Here is a 14841-nt window from a genome sequence, read left to right as displayed (position 1 = left end):
ATTATTTGAGTTGCTTTATCCGGGAGAGAATCTGATCGATCAATTGCCTTTCCTTTTTGCCAGTATCAGAAAATACAGGCCCGCGGGAACGGAGTTTTTTCCTTGCAGATTTCAGGGCAGTGCTTAATCCGGACAGCATGAGCGAAACAGTCCTGAGCTCGCTCACCACAAAGCCCGAAAGAATACGCCGGTCAGCCCGCTCCATGGCATTGATCTGCCCTATGCTCAGAGAAATTCCATACAGGTAGTTCAGCAGTTTAACTGACCGATCTACAAGATCTGCCTGGGTTTCCATAGCTAGAACGATCAGCAGCGGGTCATCCGCGCAGAGCGATAAAACCGTTCTCTGCTCAGCAGCGATTTTGGAAATCAACGGAAGCGCTTCCTGCCCGATCTGAACAGCATCAATAGTGAGTCCGATGGCCGAAAACCGTTTTGCGTTGTTGCGGTAAGTGGTCTTCAGCCATCCCTGCTGAAGATTATTGCTCTGCTCAATTGCCGCGGACAACCCTTGCTTATCGCGCAGTTCGCTCTGGCGGGAATGCTCTGAGCGGCTGTTATCAATGAGCTGATGAAGCAGGGCAACATTCACCTGCGAAAAGCAGGAACAGCTGATTGCCATCAGCAAAAACATAAATCCCCCCGACTTCATTTTTTGATAAGTTTACTTTTGGAAAGCACCTCATCGGCAATTCGCTTATCCACGTTTATAAATCCCGAATAGGGATTTACCGAATTCCAGAATCCGCGCACCGATGCCCAGTACATGCCCCTGTAAATTCCGTAAATCACGCCCCGAAGAATAGAAAGCTCAGTTACAATCTTTGCAAGCATCCGGGAGCGTTCACCCGCATCCATGAGATTATCTTTGGATCCATGGAGTACAAAACCGCTTACCTCAGCTGACAGGCGCAGCGCCCTGGCATGAAATTCTTCGGCTCCCTGCTGTGCAAAAAGAAGCAATGCAGGATTTTTCGCTGCAATATTCATTGCTTTTTTCCCATCGAGAAAAATATCCTCGGTGATTTCGTAAATATCTTTCACGGCCAGCAGACTGCTTAGCGCGGAGGATACCTCGGTAAGCCCGCGGTATATCCTGCTCTGCAGATCATTGGCGATCGCAAGTTCCGCAGCTACGCTCAGCTGCGCACGTTGCAGCAGGGTGAGCTTTTCATTGCTGCTGTTCAACTGGGAATTGATCAGAACTGAATGGCTGGCCATTGCCGCAGACGTGCTCGGATCTACATAGATCTGGGCGCTGAGCAAGGTTGGGATACCGCTAAAAAGAAGTATATAAAGTTGTTTTTTCATCACGAAAGGGTATTGACTTGGTTGATAAATTCATTTAAAGAAAGGCCTGATCTTTCCTGATCCAAAATAAAAGCATCCAGCGCATCCTGATAGTTTCCATGATGCGCTAAGTAAAATTCAAGCGCTCGCTTTTCAGGCTTCTCGGTAGAAAAAGTCATGTACTGCCTGAGCGAAACCTCCACCCCATACACCTCTCCGGTGCTGCCCCGTTTGATGTAAACTTCCTTGAACCTTGAGCGGGCAGACTTATTATCCAGGGAATTGATGGTAAAGATTTTTTTCTGTTCGGTTTCATTTAAAGAAAGCAGCGCAGCGACTTTGGTATAGTCATCCCGGAATTTGCCCTGGTCAAGCAGACAGATGGTATCGGAATTGGCGATAATGCTGTTTTTGACTGTTGGACTGGAAATGATGTCTTCGAGTTCCTGGGTTACTACGATCGCCTCGCCATAAAACTTTCTCACCGTTTTATACATGTATACCAGATAAGAGGCCATTAGTTCAGATGCGATCGCTTTCCAGGCTTCTTCCAAAATCAGCGCCTTGCGCTGATGATCCCTGAGTCTCATTTTTTGCAGAAAAACATCCATGATAATCAGCGTGACGATAGGAAAAAGCACCTTATGTTCACGGATCGCATCAATCTCAAAAACAATGAGCTTTTCTTCCAACAGTGAAGAATCTGTAGCCAGGTTCAGCAGCAGACCAAATTCTTCACCCAGACAAAACTTCCTGAGCACAAAGCGGTAAGCATCCACATCAAAACCGACATGATCCTTGGCGCAGATTTCGCGTATCCTCTGAATGGAATAAAAATAAAAAGCATCAAAGTTGAGTTCGCTCTTTGCCTCACCTGCGCTAAAATGAAGGGCATAAAAGGAAGAGATGACGCTGGAAATGATGCTGTCCTCTACCGCTGATACCTCGCCATTTACCCCCTTTAGAAGCAGAAAGATAAGTGTCTTTAAAAAATCGCGCTTTTCGATATTATATTCCGATGCTTTAAAGGCAAAGGGATTCATCGTTATCGGCTCCTGTTCAGAGTAGGTCAGATACCTTCCCTTATAGTAGGCACAAAGTCCGCTATAGGAATGCCCGGTATCCACGATCACCACATCCATATTATAAAGCAGGTACTGTTCCACCAGGCTATTCATGAAAAAAGACTTTCCTGAGCCTGATCCGCCCAGAACAAACTTAGATCGGTTGGAAATTCTTCCGCTGCTCATCGGCAGGTCTGCAGGGTCAATGTTGATGGGAATTCCCCGCCTGTCGGTGAAGCGGATTAAAAATCTGGAATCTTCGCTCCTTGACTGCCTTTCTTTGAAAAACAGGCAGGCTGCAGCTTTGGCGCTGAGCAGCGCCAGGTCATACTTTTTTAAGGCAGATGCATTCGCCGGTAATGATGCCCTGAAGAGCTCAAGCTGATTGTAGGCGTTTCTGCTGGGAATAATGCCCAGTGAAAAAAGAGAAGACTCTACGAAATTTACAGCCTGCTGAAGCCCCTGGCCCTTGCTGCAGAGCATGCAGTTAAAATGAGCATGAACTAAAAGCTGATTATCCCTTGCTACCTCGGAAAGCAATTGCGCGATATCCTGCTCGCAAAGGCGGTTAGCAGGATCAGGAATACCTGCATGCCGCTTTTGCTTTAGGGTGAGCGAGGAGATAATGCCCCGCTGGGAGGGAATGGAAATGACCTGGTTATAAATCATGCACTCAATTCCCGGTACCTGGTGAAGGAAGGAAAGGTTGTCCATGGGAAAATCCCGCATGGACTTACCATCGCTTTTTTTCTGATATGGAGATAGCGCAGCAGGTAAATCCATCGCATCGCTGTCAATCAGGGATAAACAGCGAACCGACTTTTCTCCGATCTCCAACTGATGATCTGCGCTAAGGATATTGTTTTTTACGCCCAGGTTTCCGCTAAAATCCATGCAGAGGCATTGTTGTAGATAACGGTCAATCTCCGCCTTTTTCAATATCATGGGATCTCTTCCTGCCTGCTGTAAAAGATCAAATATTTTGGAGACTGAGGTGGAAAAACTGTGGAGTAATTTTTCATCAAAAACATAAAATCTTCCCCTGTCTACCACTTTGGTAAGAACCAGATAAGTTCTCATTTCGATGAATGGTCGACCTTCAAAGTGTGCATTATATGCTTTTTGAAGATATTCCCCGCTTGGTGGGGACTGAAAGTTCCTGGATATGAACACATCCTGTTTTTGTAAAAGATGACCCTCCCCGATCACCTTTATGATTTTCATCAGCAGCTCCTGAAAATCCTGGTATCCCCTTTCATCCGCACTGAGCACCAAAACAGGATTTTCAATCTGAATGACTACTGAATAATCCCCGGCTGAGGTGTAGAGCATGTCAACGCCTTCAAAATTGCCGTATCCAAGATAAGGCAACTCAAAAACATGGGTTTTCATAATCGAAGTCTGTTTTGGTGTATGAATAAACCACTGGTCTTTGTTTTATTGTATAATCCGCCTTTCTGACGGTACAGGGTATAGCTGAAAAGTCCACCCGAGAGTAAAATGCTCAGCAAAAACCCCAGATACATGCTCGATAACGCACCGATGAGTCCGCCAAAAAATAATCCTGAGCCTAGTGAGGCTATTCCCCAACCAATGAATTTTCCCTTTAGCCCTTTATAACTTAAGGGCTGTTCCAGGCCTTTGTAAATGGGGTAACGTTCCATAGGCATATGGTTTATACGCCAAAAAATGCTTTAATCACCACAGACACCAGTACCAAAAAGATGCACGATCCGCCCCAGCTCATGACCTCTTTACTGATATCCCGGTCTCCGGAATTCCACTTGATATACACCATAATGCCACCAATGATCCCCACGACAGCCCCGATGGCCAAAGTCAGGGTAGATACCGGATCGATGTAACTGGTAAGGGTAGAGGTTGCAGCATTGATTCCGGTGGTGCCTCCGCCGGTCTGAGCAGATGCCTTGGCACCCGCGAGTATGCCTATTAATAAGGCAATTGATAATTTTGAGTTTTTTTTCATGTTTTTTTGATTTTTATAATCTGAATAATCCGCGGAGAAATATCCCGCAGAGATTTAAAAAGAGGCAGGAATATAACCAGCCCGTCACCTGAGCATCAATATGATGCCTTCCCGATTGCCAGTTGGCGAAAACACGTAAGCCGCCCAGTAGCCCAGTGATCGCCCCGATCACAAAGGCCAGATCACTAAAAGAAAAATAGTGGTTTCGAATTTCAGCACTCGCCTGATAAAATTCGGGGATTCCCGGGACCTGGGCTCTTAGTATCCCTGAAGCGCTGCACAGAATAAGAATACCGAGCATTGTGCAGATCTGCCTGGAAGTGATTTTCATGAGTGCATGATTTTCTTTGTGCATTCGATGGCTTCCGCCTGCGCCTCCATGATCAGCTCGTCTAATTTCACAGCACCTGTAGCTTCTAGCGCTCCGGAGGAAAGCACCTGAGCTTCTTCAGGGGTATAGGATTCTTCTTGGGGAATCATGGAGGCATCTATTGGCTCGGGCTCCGTTTGGATCTGGTAAACCGGGAAAGGCTTAGCTTTAGCATCCCCCGGAGATCTGATAAGCAGATCCAGCAGGACGTTGACCAGGTAATATAAACCATATGCGCCAAGGAGATAAATAAGAAAGGTTGTCCAGTTCATTAGTGATGGATTATTAAGGTTAGCGAATTAATTCACCTGTAGGTACTGATCGGAAAGAAGTCCCAGGGGAGCCCAGAAATCAAAAAGAATTTGAGCCGGGATGCTCAGGCTTTCCAGGCTTTGTAGCCCCAGATGAAAACTTAAGGGTGCCGACAGCTTTCCTAATTTTCTCAGCAACTCCTGTGCATAGGCGCTATGTTCACCTGTGATATTTTCACCCTGTCCATTAGGCAGAAAAATGGTGTTAGCGTGTTTTGCAAGTTTAGAGGCGATCAATGCATACCGAACAGCAGCGCTAATGCCGAGCGTGCCATAGGTAAAGGGGATAATAAAGGTATTGATCTGCGTGAATATCCTTAGATAATGCTGATCTTCTGATAACTTGGGCAGATCAAAAAGTAACACCACATCTCCCTTGGAGAGCCTATTGATCAGCAGTAGTGCTTTGGAAAGGTCGGAGGAAAAAAATTCAAAAGGCAGTTTTTCTTCCAGCAGCAAAGATTTCTGGTGCAACATTTCTAGCGAACGCTCATGAGTGAGATCGATCAGATACACGGTTTTATTTAAGCTGGCCAAATAATGCGCCATGAGTAAAACCAGGGTCGTACTGCCGCAGCCGCCCTTTAGGTTGGAAAATGCAATGTTCATAGTTTTGTTTTTTTTTAGGCTTTAGCGTTGCAGAACCCTGCTAGCCTGGAAGCATAGCCGGCAGATTCTCCTTTGAGCTTCACTTTTCATCGGCTTAAAAATTTGGTTTCATCAACTGACCCGTTCATATCCTTGCTTTGCAATTTGCATTCCGGGAGCCCCCTTGCTTTCAGCTGAGATTGATGGTACTCATTGAAATCATTATATCCGGCATAAACTGCCGAGCGGTCTACTGCCCATGGGAATTGCTCTTTTAAAGCAGCAGTCGCGTTTTGTCCGGCCAGATCATGATCAAAATAAATATCAATAATGGGAAAGTGCCTGGCCAGCTTGATTCCAGAAGAAAGCAGCGAGACTGAATTGAGTATAATTGCGGCAGATCCTTGAGCACCAGATTGTACTTTCCAGCTCAAAAAGTCCATCATCCCTTCAAAAAAGCTGACCTTATTCTCATTTCCGGCAATAAAATTTACCCCTTTATTGCCCAGGCATCCTTTAAATCCGCTACTCCTCACCTCCCATCCTCCCAGATCATTTTTCCAGCCTGCTGCTGCAAAGGACATCCTTGTTTTTCCTTCCGGCTTTATTGAATAATAAAGTTCTCTTAAAGGAGAACTTTGATCATATACGCCTCTGGACTGGAGATAGGCTTTGATCTGCTTATTCCCACCAAGGGCAAGGTCTTCGTGAACGATGTAACTTGGATGGCGCAATGGAATTTCAAGCTGCGCGGGTTTTGGCTGTAGAGGTACATGGTTCTGGTGAGCGGATCCCATAGTTGCCAGAATCTTTTCCACGACATCCTTAAAGTCAAGCGTGGGCCATAGCGCTTTGCCCAGGTCGAAAATTGTTCCCCCTTTGCCCAAACCATGATCATACCAAAAACCCAGTTTGTCATTTACACAGAATGATGGATTTCTATCCCCGTCCCGGAGCATAGAGTGATAAAAGTGTTCACCTCCCGAATAGCGCTTAGGCTGCTGGCCGAGCTGGTGAAGAAAGGAACTAAGCGGGTATGCATTTCGGATCTGTTCTAAATCAAATCTGTTTTCATTCATAAAAATCTTGATTAAAACCGTTAGCCATCAGGATTATAAAAAGACGGATGTTTTAGAAACTGATATCGGTGCTGATGTATCGTTGACCTTTTAAGAGACCATTGAAGTCAAAAGCTCTCCTTTAGCTAAATTGGTTGTAGTCAAATCTGCCATTAGTTTTTCATTGTAGTTTTTGAAGCCCTCATAATTGAAGGAACAGTCCGCACTATTGCTTACTTCCCTGGTAAAATCCCGGGTAGCCGAGATACCAGCGTTATCCTGATCGAAATAAAGCTCGACCCATCGGAAGTGTTTGGATCTTGCCTTTGCCGCCTGAAGAAATGAAAGCGAGTTCAATACCAGTATAGATGCCTGGTCCCGGGGATGTTCCAGCTTCCAGCTTAAAAAATCAAAATAACCTGCGAACACGCTAAGTCGGTCAACTGATCCCTGGAGGAAGGTCATGCCCTTGTACCCAATGCAGCCTTTGACGTATTTGTTCCTTAACTCCCACCCTCCGTTTTCGTTGGGCCATGCGGATGCAAAATAATTCTTTCCCGGCTGTCTGTTATCCATAACAGCATAATGAAGTTCATATAAATAGCCCTCAGCAACATCAGCTATTCCCCTTGCTTTGAGGTAAGCGTCAATGGCTTCATTATCTATTGCTTCGGAAACCGCCATGACCTGATATTCGCGGTTTTTTTCAACCGGATGTTTACGTTTTCCTAGAACAACGCCGTTGTGTGGTTTACTCAAGTCCAGCTGCGCATATTCTACAATTTTTCTTAAAACCTCCGGAAAGGTTGAGGGATACCAATAAGCCAGGCCGAAATCGATTATGCTTCCACTTTTTATGCCCGATACCCCAGCCCCTGCATAGTCGAACCAGACACCAAGTTTGTCATTGATACATAACGAGGCGGTATATTCTTCACGCAGCATGCTGAGAAAGAAATGCTCTCCACCGGAAATTTTCTGGGGCGTAAAGCCCAGATTCTTCAAAAGTCCAAGAAGAGATACCTTCTCCTTGATCTCTTTCACGTTTAAAAAAGCTGACATATTGTTTTGGTTTTAGAAATTCATAAAATGAATAAGGGCTTAACGCCCCTCGAGATAGAAGTCTCAGAGAAGAGCCTCTATCTATAGTATAATTTGGAAATACCAAGGTCGTTTTAAAAACCGGACCCATCGTCCACCAGTACGCTTTCACTTTTTAGCATTATCTCAAAGCTTCACAAAACCTGATAAGCTTTCTCATCAATCGCTCAAGATCGATTTTGACCTCATTGTTTTCCGAGCTAAAGCCAAAGCCGCTCCATCACTAAAGCTGAAAGCAGTTCATCCTATTTAAGATCTTAGCATATCGTGCAAGCTGATAAATTTTGCACACAGCCCCCAGGAAAACTCCAGGACTTTAACATCCGGACCATTGTCCACCGGCATCCTTTCACCATCCAAGAGCGACTTCTTTTAGGTCAGATTCGCCTTTTTTTTATCTCGGAAGAACCTCCCACTAGCAGAAACCAGGTCAAACTTTCCTCTGGGTTAATTAGACATATTGTTTTTGATCCCTTCCCCCAAAACTAATGGCGGTCTACCCATCTATTTCATATGTAAAAGATCCTAAATGAACTGCTTTAAAACTTCAAAAAATGGAAAAGAGTTGCGAGTTTCCTTTACCCTTTATACCGAGGGGATCCATCCAAAGAATAAGGGGGGGGGGCTGTCAGGCACGGAACATCTTGCCAATAAAAAAAACAATACCTCATCCATATTAACCTGGCTCCACATATTAAAGAAACTAAAAAGAAAGAAGCTGAACGGATCCGGAATTTAAGGCACAAAAAAAGGGCCTCTCAGCCCATCCACCTTAACCAAAACACAAACAAACCATGTGCTCCAAAAAGGTAATTCGGAATTACTCACGTCAATCCATACGGACCGGGCCCTCGCCTGCCCCTGCGCTTTCGCCATATTGAAATAATCTCAGCTTCGCAGGATTTTCCGCTCCTCGCAGAATAATGCTTTATTCCCAAATGTCAAAGATCCCAAAGACCATGGCTGAAAGCAGCTTATGCTGCGCCCGGATAGATCCGTATCTGCCTAGCAGCGAAAAATGAGCTGGCTAATTTTCTTTAGACAAACCTATTAATGGATGAAGAACTTTGAAATTTTTGGACTGAAATGGGCTAAATTGGCCTGTATATGAGCTGGATATGAACCTAAATAACTTAATAACAAAAATATAGCTAGGCAAAACAATTACACACTAACTTGTTGTCTATCAAACTAAAGCTATGCAAGTGTATAATTTTGACATCAATACCTACAGAATTGATGTAACTACTGAGATCTTTTTGATCATTTGCCTATGCCGATTAACTTACTGATTACATGCACTTTGGTTTAAATAATTTAAGAGTTAAAAGTACTACTAAATACACTGCAACTGTAGTAAGAGGTTTATATGGTTCTGCTTTCTTTTGGTGTACCTTTTTTAAATTTGACGAAACTATCGTCACGCTGTCTAGCCATATTATTGCTTTTTGCCCGGACCAGGCGCAACTTCTTCAGGGATATTCTCTATTCGGAATCTGGCGTATAAAGCCTACACTGTTAGGAAGATTTGCAAACAAGGACCGCCCTGGATTGCATTGTAATGGACGGCCATATTAAATAAATAGGCCGAAGGCAGCTCTAAAACAGATGAAGTCGTATTAGCGGAAACGGTTTAACAACTATTTTGAATATTTCTTTTAACTTTGAATTTATCGACCCTATGATAAAAGCTTTATTGGACGAAAGGAATGCCATCTGGCGACAATAGTATCGAATTCTGATGATACGATTATCGGTAAAACCTGGATGGTATCATTGTGAGCTGAAACCCAGCGGCCGAAAAAATGTTCGGCTACCGGGAAGCTGCAGCTATTGGCAAACATATTTCGCTAATCATTCCGCCTGAACGTCTCGAGGAGGAAACATTTGTCATTTCGCAGATCAAGGAGGGTAAAAAAGTAGATCATTTTGAAATGGTCAGGTTAACCCAGTTTGGCACACTGGTTCCTATTTCGGTGACCGTTTCCCCTGTGATTGCTGCGGACGGCAAAATCATCGGGGCATCGAAGATTGCCAGAAATATTAGTGAGCAGATTTTATTACAGCAGGAAAAGGCACCATTTTTTTAAAACCCACCCTTTGTTGATAAGTTAAAGTATCATAAGTTGATTGCTCAAAAAGATCTCCATATTAGCAAGTCGAATGGCAAGGCGATATAACCGGTGCAACATCCGAATAGTGTTTACGTCATCTATTAAATTAACTGCCTGTAGCCAGACAAATCCATGAGAAAAACTAGAAATATTAGCTTCCTCCTTTTTTTTATTCTTGTATGTTCGTTACCTCAATACCTAAAAGCACAGGATAAAAAAGAGATTGCACAATTAAGCATCCTTTGCAAGAGCTGGGGATTGCTGAAGTACTATCATCCTGGTATTGCAACAGGAAAAATGGATTGGGATTCAGTACTCATATCCTCCCTGGATCGCCTGTCAAAATCGAAGACTAATCAACAGGTTAACATAGAGGTAGAAAAGATGTTAAAGCTGGCAGGAAAAGATACAGAGGCGCCATATTTACCCGAAGAAAACGCAGCTTTACATACCCGTAACCTTGACCACAAGTGGATCGGCAGCAATACAGATCTAAACGGAGCTAACAGACAGGCATTAGACTTCATCACCAGACATCCTTACAGAGGCTTAAACTTTTATGCCCAGCCAAATCCAGATAATGACAGCACCATATATACACCTAATGAGAAGCCATATCGGGAAATGTTATTTCCTACTGTACATTACAGGTTACTCGGCCTTTTCAGGTTCTGGAACGTCATCAATTACTTCTATCCATATAAGTATGCAATCGGCAGGCCCTGGGACAGTGTTTTGAATGAGCTGATTCCGCCGTTAATTAATGCGAAGGATACCGTCTCTTATCACAGGGCTTTGGCAAGAATGGCTGCATCCATCAACGACTCACATGGCGGCTTATGGCCACAGGTTTTCGATACCTTTACCGGAAAATACAGTCCCTCATTTGATTTTAGAATCATAGGGCATAAGGCTGTTGTCGTACGGATGGAAAGCGCCAATCCACATTCCTCTATTAAAACAGGTAGCGTTATCGAAGCAATGGATGGGGTGCCGCTGAAAAGAAAGATCAAAGCATACTGGGACTATATCCCCGCATCAAACAAAGGCGGAAAAATTAAGAATATGCATTATCTGCTGCTGAACAGTAAAAGTAAAACCGCTACGCTTTCTGGATACCAACCCAGCGGAGAAAAATTTGAAGCGGTCGTTGATCTAAAGGAACGGGATCTGCTAGAAGACTACAAGAACTTCTTTGAAATGGAAAGCGCTATTACATACCGGATGCTGGAAGACAGCATCGGGTATGTGTTTTTCAGCAACATCAATAAAAAAAACATAGACAGCATCATGCAGCCTTTAATGCATACAAAGGCTATCATTTTTGATATGAGGAATTATCCCACCAACGGTACCGGCACTTATCGAACCCCAGAATATCTATTGGCTGAACCGAAAATATATAGTCGTTTAACCCGACCAAATTTCAGTTTGCCGGGGACGTTCAAGTTTGAGATCGCCAATAAAGGAACAGCCTATTCACAAGTTGGAAAATCAAATCCCAATTTCTACCAGGGAAAAATTATCCTGCTTGTAGATAGCCGCACACAGAGTGCGGCAGAATGGGCTTGTATGACATTAAAAACCGCTGAAAATGTTACAGTACTCGGAAGTCAGACTGCCGGAGCGGACGGAAATGTGACCCGCACCGTTCTTCCCGGCGGTTACCGAATTAATTTTTCGGGATTGGGTATCTATTACCCAAATGGATACGAGACACAACGAATCGGTATCCACGTAGATATTCCTGTTTCGTACACAATTAATGACGTTATCAATAAAACTGACCCATTATTGAAAAGAGCATTAGAATTTATTAATCTCTGAAAGATTAAATCGGACTAAATTAAGAAAAGGGTTCACTCATTATTGCCGACTTATAGTTTACGTAAACCAGTATCTTGGTATTTAACCGTTTCATGATAATGATATTAGACTCATTTGCTCATCGTGTCTTTAAATTTAGTATTATTATCAAGAAACGGTGGTATTATAAGACTGTATAGCCGTTTTGATTCATCGTGGCGTATTCATTTACTTCCGCTTCCCAAAAACTTGTGTCACAAAACAAAGTTTACTATTTTTATAAATAAGCGTTTTAATGATACAATAATGAAGATCGGTTACGCCAGGGTTTCTAACAAAGAACAGAATTTAAATCTGCAAATCGAAGCACTAGAAAAAGCAGGATGTGAAATAATTTTTAGAGAAACAATTTCAGGAGCAACGATTAATAACCCATTTACAAAGTTTTCTATTAGAGCTGGGCAAAGGGTTTGCTTTCATTGGAAGGCAATACCGAATAACATTAGGCAATAGAAATCACTATGTAGACTTAGTATTTTATCATCGTATTTTAAAGTGTTTTGTTCTAATAGATTTAAAAAGAGAGGAAGCTAATTACCAGGATGTCGGACAAATGAATATGTACTTAGGCTATTTTGAAAGTGAAGAAAACACAGAGAGCGATAACCCTCCTATTGGCATTGTCTTGGCAAAAGAAAAAGATGAATTGGTTATACAATACGCAATGCACAATGTCTCTTCACAATTGTTTGTACAAAATGGAATTGCAATAGTACACTAGAGATTTTTTTTCGTCAGATATTTTTTTTTGAGATGCATTTATTTAGATTCCTCTAGATGCAAGTTATGCGGCTTTTTTGCTGTTCCTCATCGTTTTTTCAAACTCTAAAGGAGTCAAATAACCTAATGAGGAATGGATTCTTTTCCTATTGTACCAAACTTCTATATACTCAAAGATCGCCAGGTATGCCTGCTTTTTAGTTTTGAAGGCTTTTTGATAAACCATCTCAGTCTTCATCGTTTTGAAGAAACTTTCTGCAACTGCATTATCCCAACAGTTTCCCTTTCGGCTCATACTCTGGATTATTGGTGATCCCACCAACTGCTGCCTAAACTCTGAACAGGCATACTGAACTCCCCGATCAGAGTGGAATATTAGCGTATCTCCAATTTTCCTATTGGCCCTTGCCATCTGGAATGCGCTGACCGTTGTGTTCTTGGCCTCCATATTATCGCTCAGGGCCCAGCCAATCACCTTTCTATCCGCAAGATCGATAACCGTTGTCAGGTAAACCCATCCGGCCCCAGTACGGATATAGGTAAGGTCCGAGACCCATTTTTCTCCTGGTCTTGAAGCCGAAAAATCTCTGTTTAGAACGTTTTCTGCTACGGGGTGCACATGATCTGAGTCCGTCGTACTTGTCCATTTCTTGCGTATAACACTCTGTATACCCGCTTTGCGCATTATCCTGGCTACCCTGGGCCTTGAAGCGTGAATGCCTTTCTCAGCGAGCTTGCCAGCAATCCTCGGACTCCCGTAGACTTTCTTGCTGGCATGGTGCAACTCACTGATCTCCTCCAGCAACGAGTCGCTTTCAGCCTCACGTTTACTCTTGGGATGCTTTAGCCAATAATACAAACCACTGCTGCTAACCCGAAATACCCTACACATCATTTCAACTGGAAATATTCTTCGGTGCTCTCTTATAAATCCGAATATCTCCCGTCTCCCTTGGAAAAGATGCCGACCGCCTTTTTTAAAATATCGCGTTCCATTTGGGCATCTTTTAGCTCTTTTTGCAGCTTTTTTATCATCTTCTGGTCTTCAGTCAATCCGGCTACTCCTTGACTGGAATCTGATTCCCGTTGTCTCCATTTACTCAAGAGAGTCTGGCTAACGCCTAACTCATCAGCTACCTCTTTTACAGATCCTTTTGTGTAAGAAAGCTCTACTGCCATCTTCCTGAAGGATTCATCAAACATTCGTCTGCTCATATAATCAAATTTAAAAGTTTCTTTCTAAATCTGACGACTAAATTCCTCCAGTCAAATGTAGCAACTCCAAAAATACCAGTTGTATTTACCCAATAAAGATGAATTAAGAAAAGTAATTGAAGATCAGCTAAATAGTGAGAACTGATAGCCCGCATCAACATGATAAAATTAAATAATTATCAAGCAAAAAAAATGGTTCCCAGATATTGCTTCAGCCGATATCTCGGCGAGTTCCAATATTTAATCGTAAATATACCTAAGTTGAATTCAGGAGTTACATAAAGCATATTAACCAAGCGGTAGTGAAGAAGTATTATCCAAGCCATATGTCTAAGAAAACGAAGATATAACGCAATCAAAGTCTTAACTTAATGAAAATCCAGAAAATTAGAGGTCAGAAGAGAAGGTCAAAGAATATTCAAGATTGGATAGACACCAATTTGATTTACAATAAAAGCTACTTCTTTATGAACAATAGAGATAATTGTGAAGTTCTCGTGCACCCTTGGTGTGATATATCTATTATCAACAGCACAATTCCCGAGCCTCGGAGAAAAAATAGAATAAAAATTATCGCAGGATTACTCGATATTTATGAATCCTGGAAGACCGAACTAGATTCCTTAGCTAAAGATTATTACCTAAAAATCTGGTTATTTGAGCCTCATATTTCCAAATCACAGGTCGTTTGTGCAATTGATGACAAACTGCACTTTTATGATAATACTTTCCACCAAACGAATCCTCCGAAGTCATTTGGATTTAAGAGTTATGGTGAATTAGAAGACAGAATAAAGCAATACCAATGGAAACCTTTTGAACATGAAATGACTTTAGAGGACGATCACTTAGGTAAGCCCGAAGACTACCGTAACCTAAAGGATTACATAGAAATAAAAAAGTGGCTTGATAAAAAACTTAAAAAACCTCACCGAACATTTACTCTAATAGAAACTGGTATTGAAAGAACCTTTAATGCATTTCCACAGGGAACAATTTGGATTGGAGGCAGATAAGACTAATCATAATTTTAAGAGTGGTCAATTTCAATAAATATTAACTTTCATCTCACAAAATGAACTATTAAAATTCAACGTTTTCATTGATGTTGCTGATGCGCTATGTTTACATTAATTCTATTTATAGCATTTCCAAAA

Annotated in this window: 17 protein-coding genes; 5 read left to right on the top strand and 12 right to left on the bottom strand. The window is 42.5% G+C overall.

Features of this window, described 5'->3' with window-relative positions:
- Window position 1 precedes the first annotated feature (1 nt).
- The 10 genes from OQZ33_RS18420 to OQZ33_RS18375 all read right to left on the bottom strand — a co-directional run bounded on the left by OQZ33_RS18420 (window position 2) and on the right by OQZ33_RS18375 (window position 7730).
- Complete coding sequence (locus tag OQZ33_RS18420) at window positions 2-652, bottom strand: hypothetical protein (RefSeq protein ID WP_265800736.1); 651 nt, start codon at window positions 650-652, stop codon at window positions 2-4.
- Window positions 649-1311 (bottom strand): hypothetical protein, encoded by a 663-nt coding sequence (locus OQZ33_RS18415; RefSeq protein WP_265800735.1) that lies wholly within the window; start codon window positions 1309-1311, stop codon window positions 649-651. The genes OQZ33_RS18420 and OQZ33_RS18415 overlap by 4 nt, the downstream gene beginning before the upstream one ends.
- Window positions 1311-3746: a TraG family conjugative transposon ATPase gene (locus tag OQZ33_RS18410; protein ID WP_265800734.1), complete on the bottom strand. Its 2436-nt coding sequence runs from the start codon at window positions 3744-3746 to the stop codon at window positions 1311-1313. The genes OQZ33_RS18415 and OQZ33_RS18410 overlap by 1 nt, the downstream gene beginning before the upstream one ends.
- Window positions 3743-4018 carry a DUF4133 domain-containing protein gene (locus tag OQZ33_RS18405; RefSeq protein ID WP_265800733.1) on the bottom strand — a complete coding sequence of 92 codons (276 nt, stop codon included), beginning with the start codon at window positions 4016-4018 and terminating at the stop codon, window positions 3743-3745. The genes OQZ33_RS18410 and OQZ33_RS18405 overlap by 4 nt, the downstream gene beginning before the upstream one ends.
- Window positions 4019-4029: 11 nt before the next feature.
- Window positions 4030-4341 carry a DUF4134 domain-containing protein gene (locus OQZ33_RS18400; protein ID WP_265800732.1) on the bottom strand — a complete coding sequence of 104 codons (312 nt, stop codon included), beginning with the start codon at window positions 4339-4341 and terminating at the stop codon, window positions 4030-4032.
- A 13-nt stretch (window positions 4342-4354) separates the two neighbouring features.
- A complete protein-coding gene (locus OQZ33_RS18395) occupies window positions 4355-4672 on the bottom strand; it encodes a DUF4134 family protein (RefSeq protein ID WP_265800731.1) in 318 nt (105 codons plus the stop codon).
- Window positions 4669-4983, bottom strand: a complete 315-nt coding sequence (locus OQZ33_RS18390; protein ID WP_265800730.1) for a hypothetical protein — start codon at window positions 4981-4983, stop codon at window positions 4669-4671. Before OQZ33_RS18390 ends, OQZ33_RS18395 begins: the two co-directional genes overlap by 4 nt.
- Before the next feature lie 27 nt (window positions 4984-5010).
- Entirely contained in the window at window positions 5011-5631 is a 621-nt protein-coding gene (locus OQZ33_RS18385; RefSeq protein WP_265800729.1) for a hypothetical protein, read from the bottom strand.
- An 86-nt stretch (window positions 5632-5717) separates the two neighbouring features.
- On the bottom strand, window positions 5718-6689 hold the full coding sequence (locus OQZ33_RS18380; protein ID WP_265800728.1) for a toprim domain-containing protein: 972 nt from the start codon (window positions 6687-6689) through the stop codon (window positions 5718-5720).
- A 90-nt stretch (window positions 6690-6779) separates the two neighbouring features.
- A complete protein-coding gene (locus OQZ33_RS18375; RefSeq protein WP_265800727.1) occupies window positions 6780-7730 on the bottom strand; it encodes a toprim domain-containing protein in 951 nt (316 codons plus the stop codon).
- Window positions 7731-9574: 1844 nt separating this feature from the next.
- Here OQZ33_RS18375 and OQZ33_RS18370 point away from each other — a divergent pair.
- The 4 genes from OQZ33_RS18370 (at window position 9575) to OQZ33_RS24560 (ending at window position 12470) form a co-directional block, all read left to right on the top strand.
- Window positions 9575-9859, top strand: coding sequence for a PAS domain-containing protein (locus OQZ33_RS18370; RefSeq protein WP_265800726.1), 285 nt, complete (start codon window positions 9575-9577; stop codon window positions 9857-9859).
- 156 nt (window positions 9860-10015) lie between these two features.
- The gene (locus OQZ33_RS18365; RefSeq protein ID WP_265800725.1) at window positions 10016-11710 is read left to right on the top strand and encodes a S41 family peptidase; all 1695 of its coding nucleotides are present in this window, start codon (window positions 10016-10018) and stop codon (window positions 11708-11710) included.
- Between the two features lie 285 nt (window positions 11711-11995).
- Complete coding sequence (locus OQZ33_RS24565; RefSeq protein WP_416338765.1) at window positions 11996-12202, top strand: recombinase family protein; 207 nt, start codon at window positions 11996-11998, stop codon at window positions 12200-12202.
- Window positions 12117-12470 carry a PDDEXK nuclease domain-containing protein gene (locus OQZ33_RS24560; protein WP_416338764.1) on the top strand — a complete coding sequence of 118 codons (354 nt, stop codon included), beginning with the start codon at window positions 12117-12119 and terminating at the stop codon, window positions 12468-12470. Before OQZ33_RS24565 ends, OQZ33_RS24560 begins: the two co-directional genes overlap by 86 nt.
- Window positions 12471-12533: 63 nt before the next feature.
- Here the strand turns inward: OQZ33_RS24560 and OQZ33_RS18355 are convergent, their stop codons facing one another.
- Together OQZ33_RS18355 and OQZ33_RS18350 are read right to left on the bottom strand one after the other, a co-directional pair.
- Window positions 12534-13409 carry an IS3 family transposase gene (locus OQZ33_RS18355; RefSeq protein WP_265800858.1) on the bottom strand — a complete coding sequence of 292 codons (876 nt, stop codon included), beginning with the start codon at window positions 13407-13409 and terminating at the stop codon, window positions 12534-12536.
- Window positions 13394-13684, bottom strand: coding sequence for a transposase (locus OQZ33_RS18350; RefSeq protein ID WP_265800724.1), 291 nt, complete (start codon window positions 13682-13684; stop codon window positions 13394-13396). The genes OQZ33_RS18355 and OQZ33_RS18350 overlap by 16 nt, the downstream gene beginning before the upstream one ends.
- 371 nt (window positions 13685-14055) lie before the next feature.
- On the opposite strand from OQZ33_RS18350, the gene OQZ33_RS18345 reads away from it, so the two are divergent.
- Window positions 14056-14700: a hypothetical protein gene (locus tag OQZ33_RS18345; RefSeq protein WP_265800722.1), complete on the top strand. Its 645-nt coding sequence runs from the start codon at window positions 14056-14058 to the stop codon at window positions 14698-14700.
- Window positions 14701-14841: the final 141 nt, after the last annotated feature.

It is taken from the genome of Pedobacter sp. MC2016-05, assembly GCF_026239735.1.
Taxonomy (GTDB): domain Bacteria; phylum Bacteroidota; class Bacteroidia; order Sphingobacteriales; family Sphingobacteriaceae; genus Pedobacter.
Note: the sequence above shows the minus strand (reverse complement) of the source record. Positions and strands in the feature narration are given on the sequence as shown.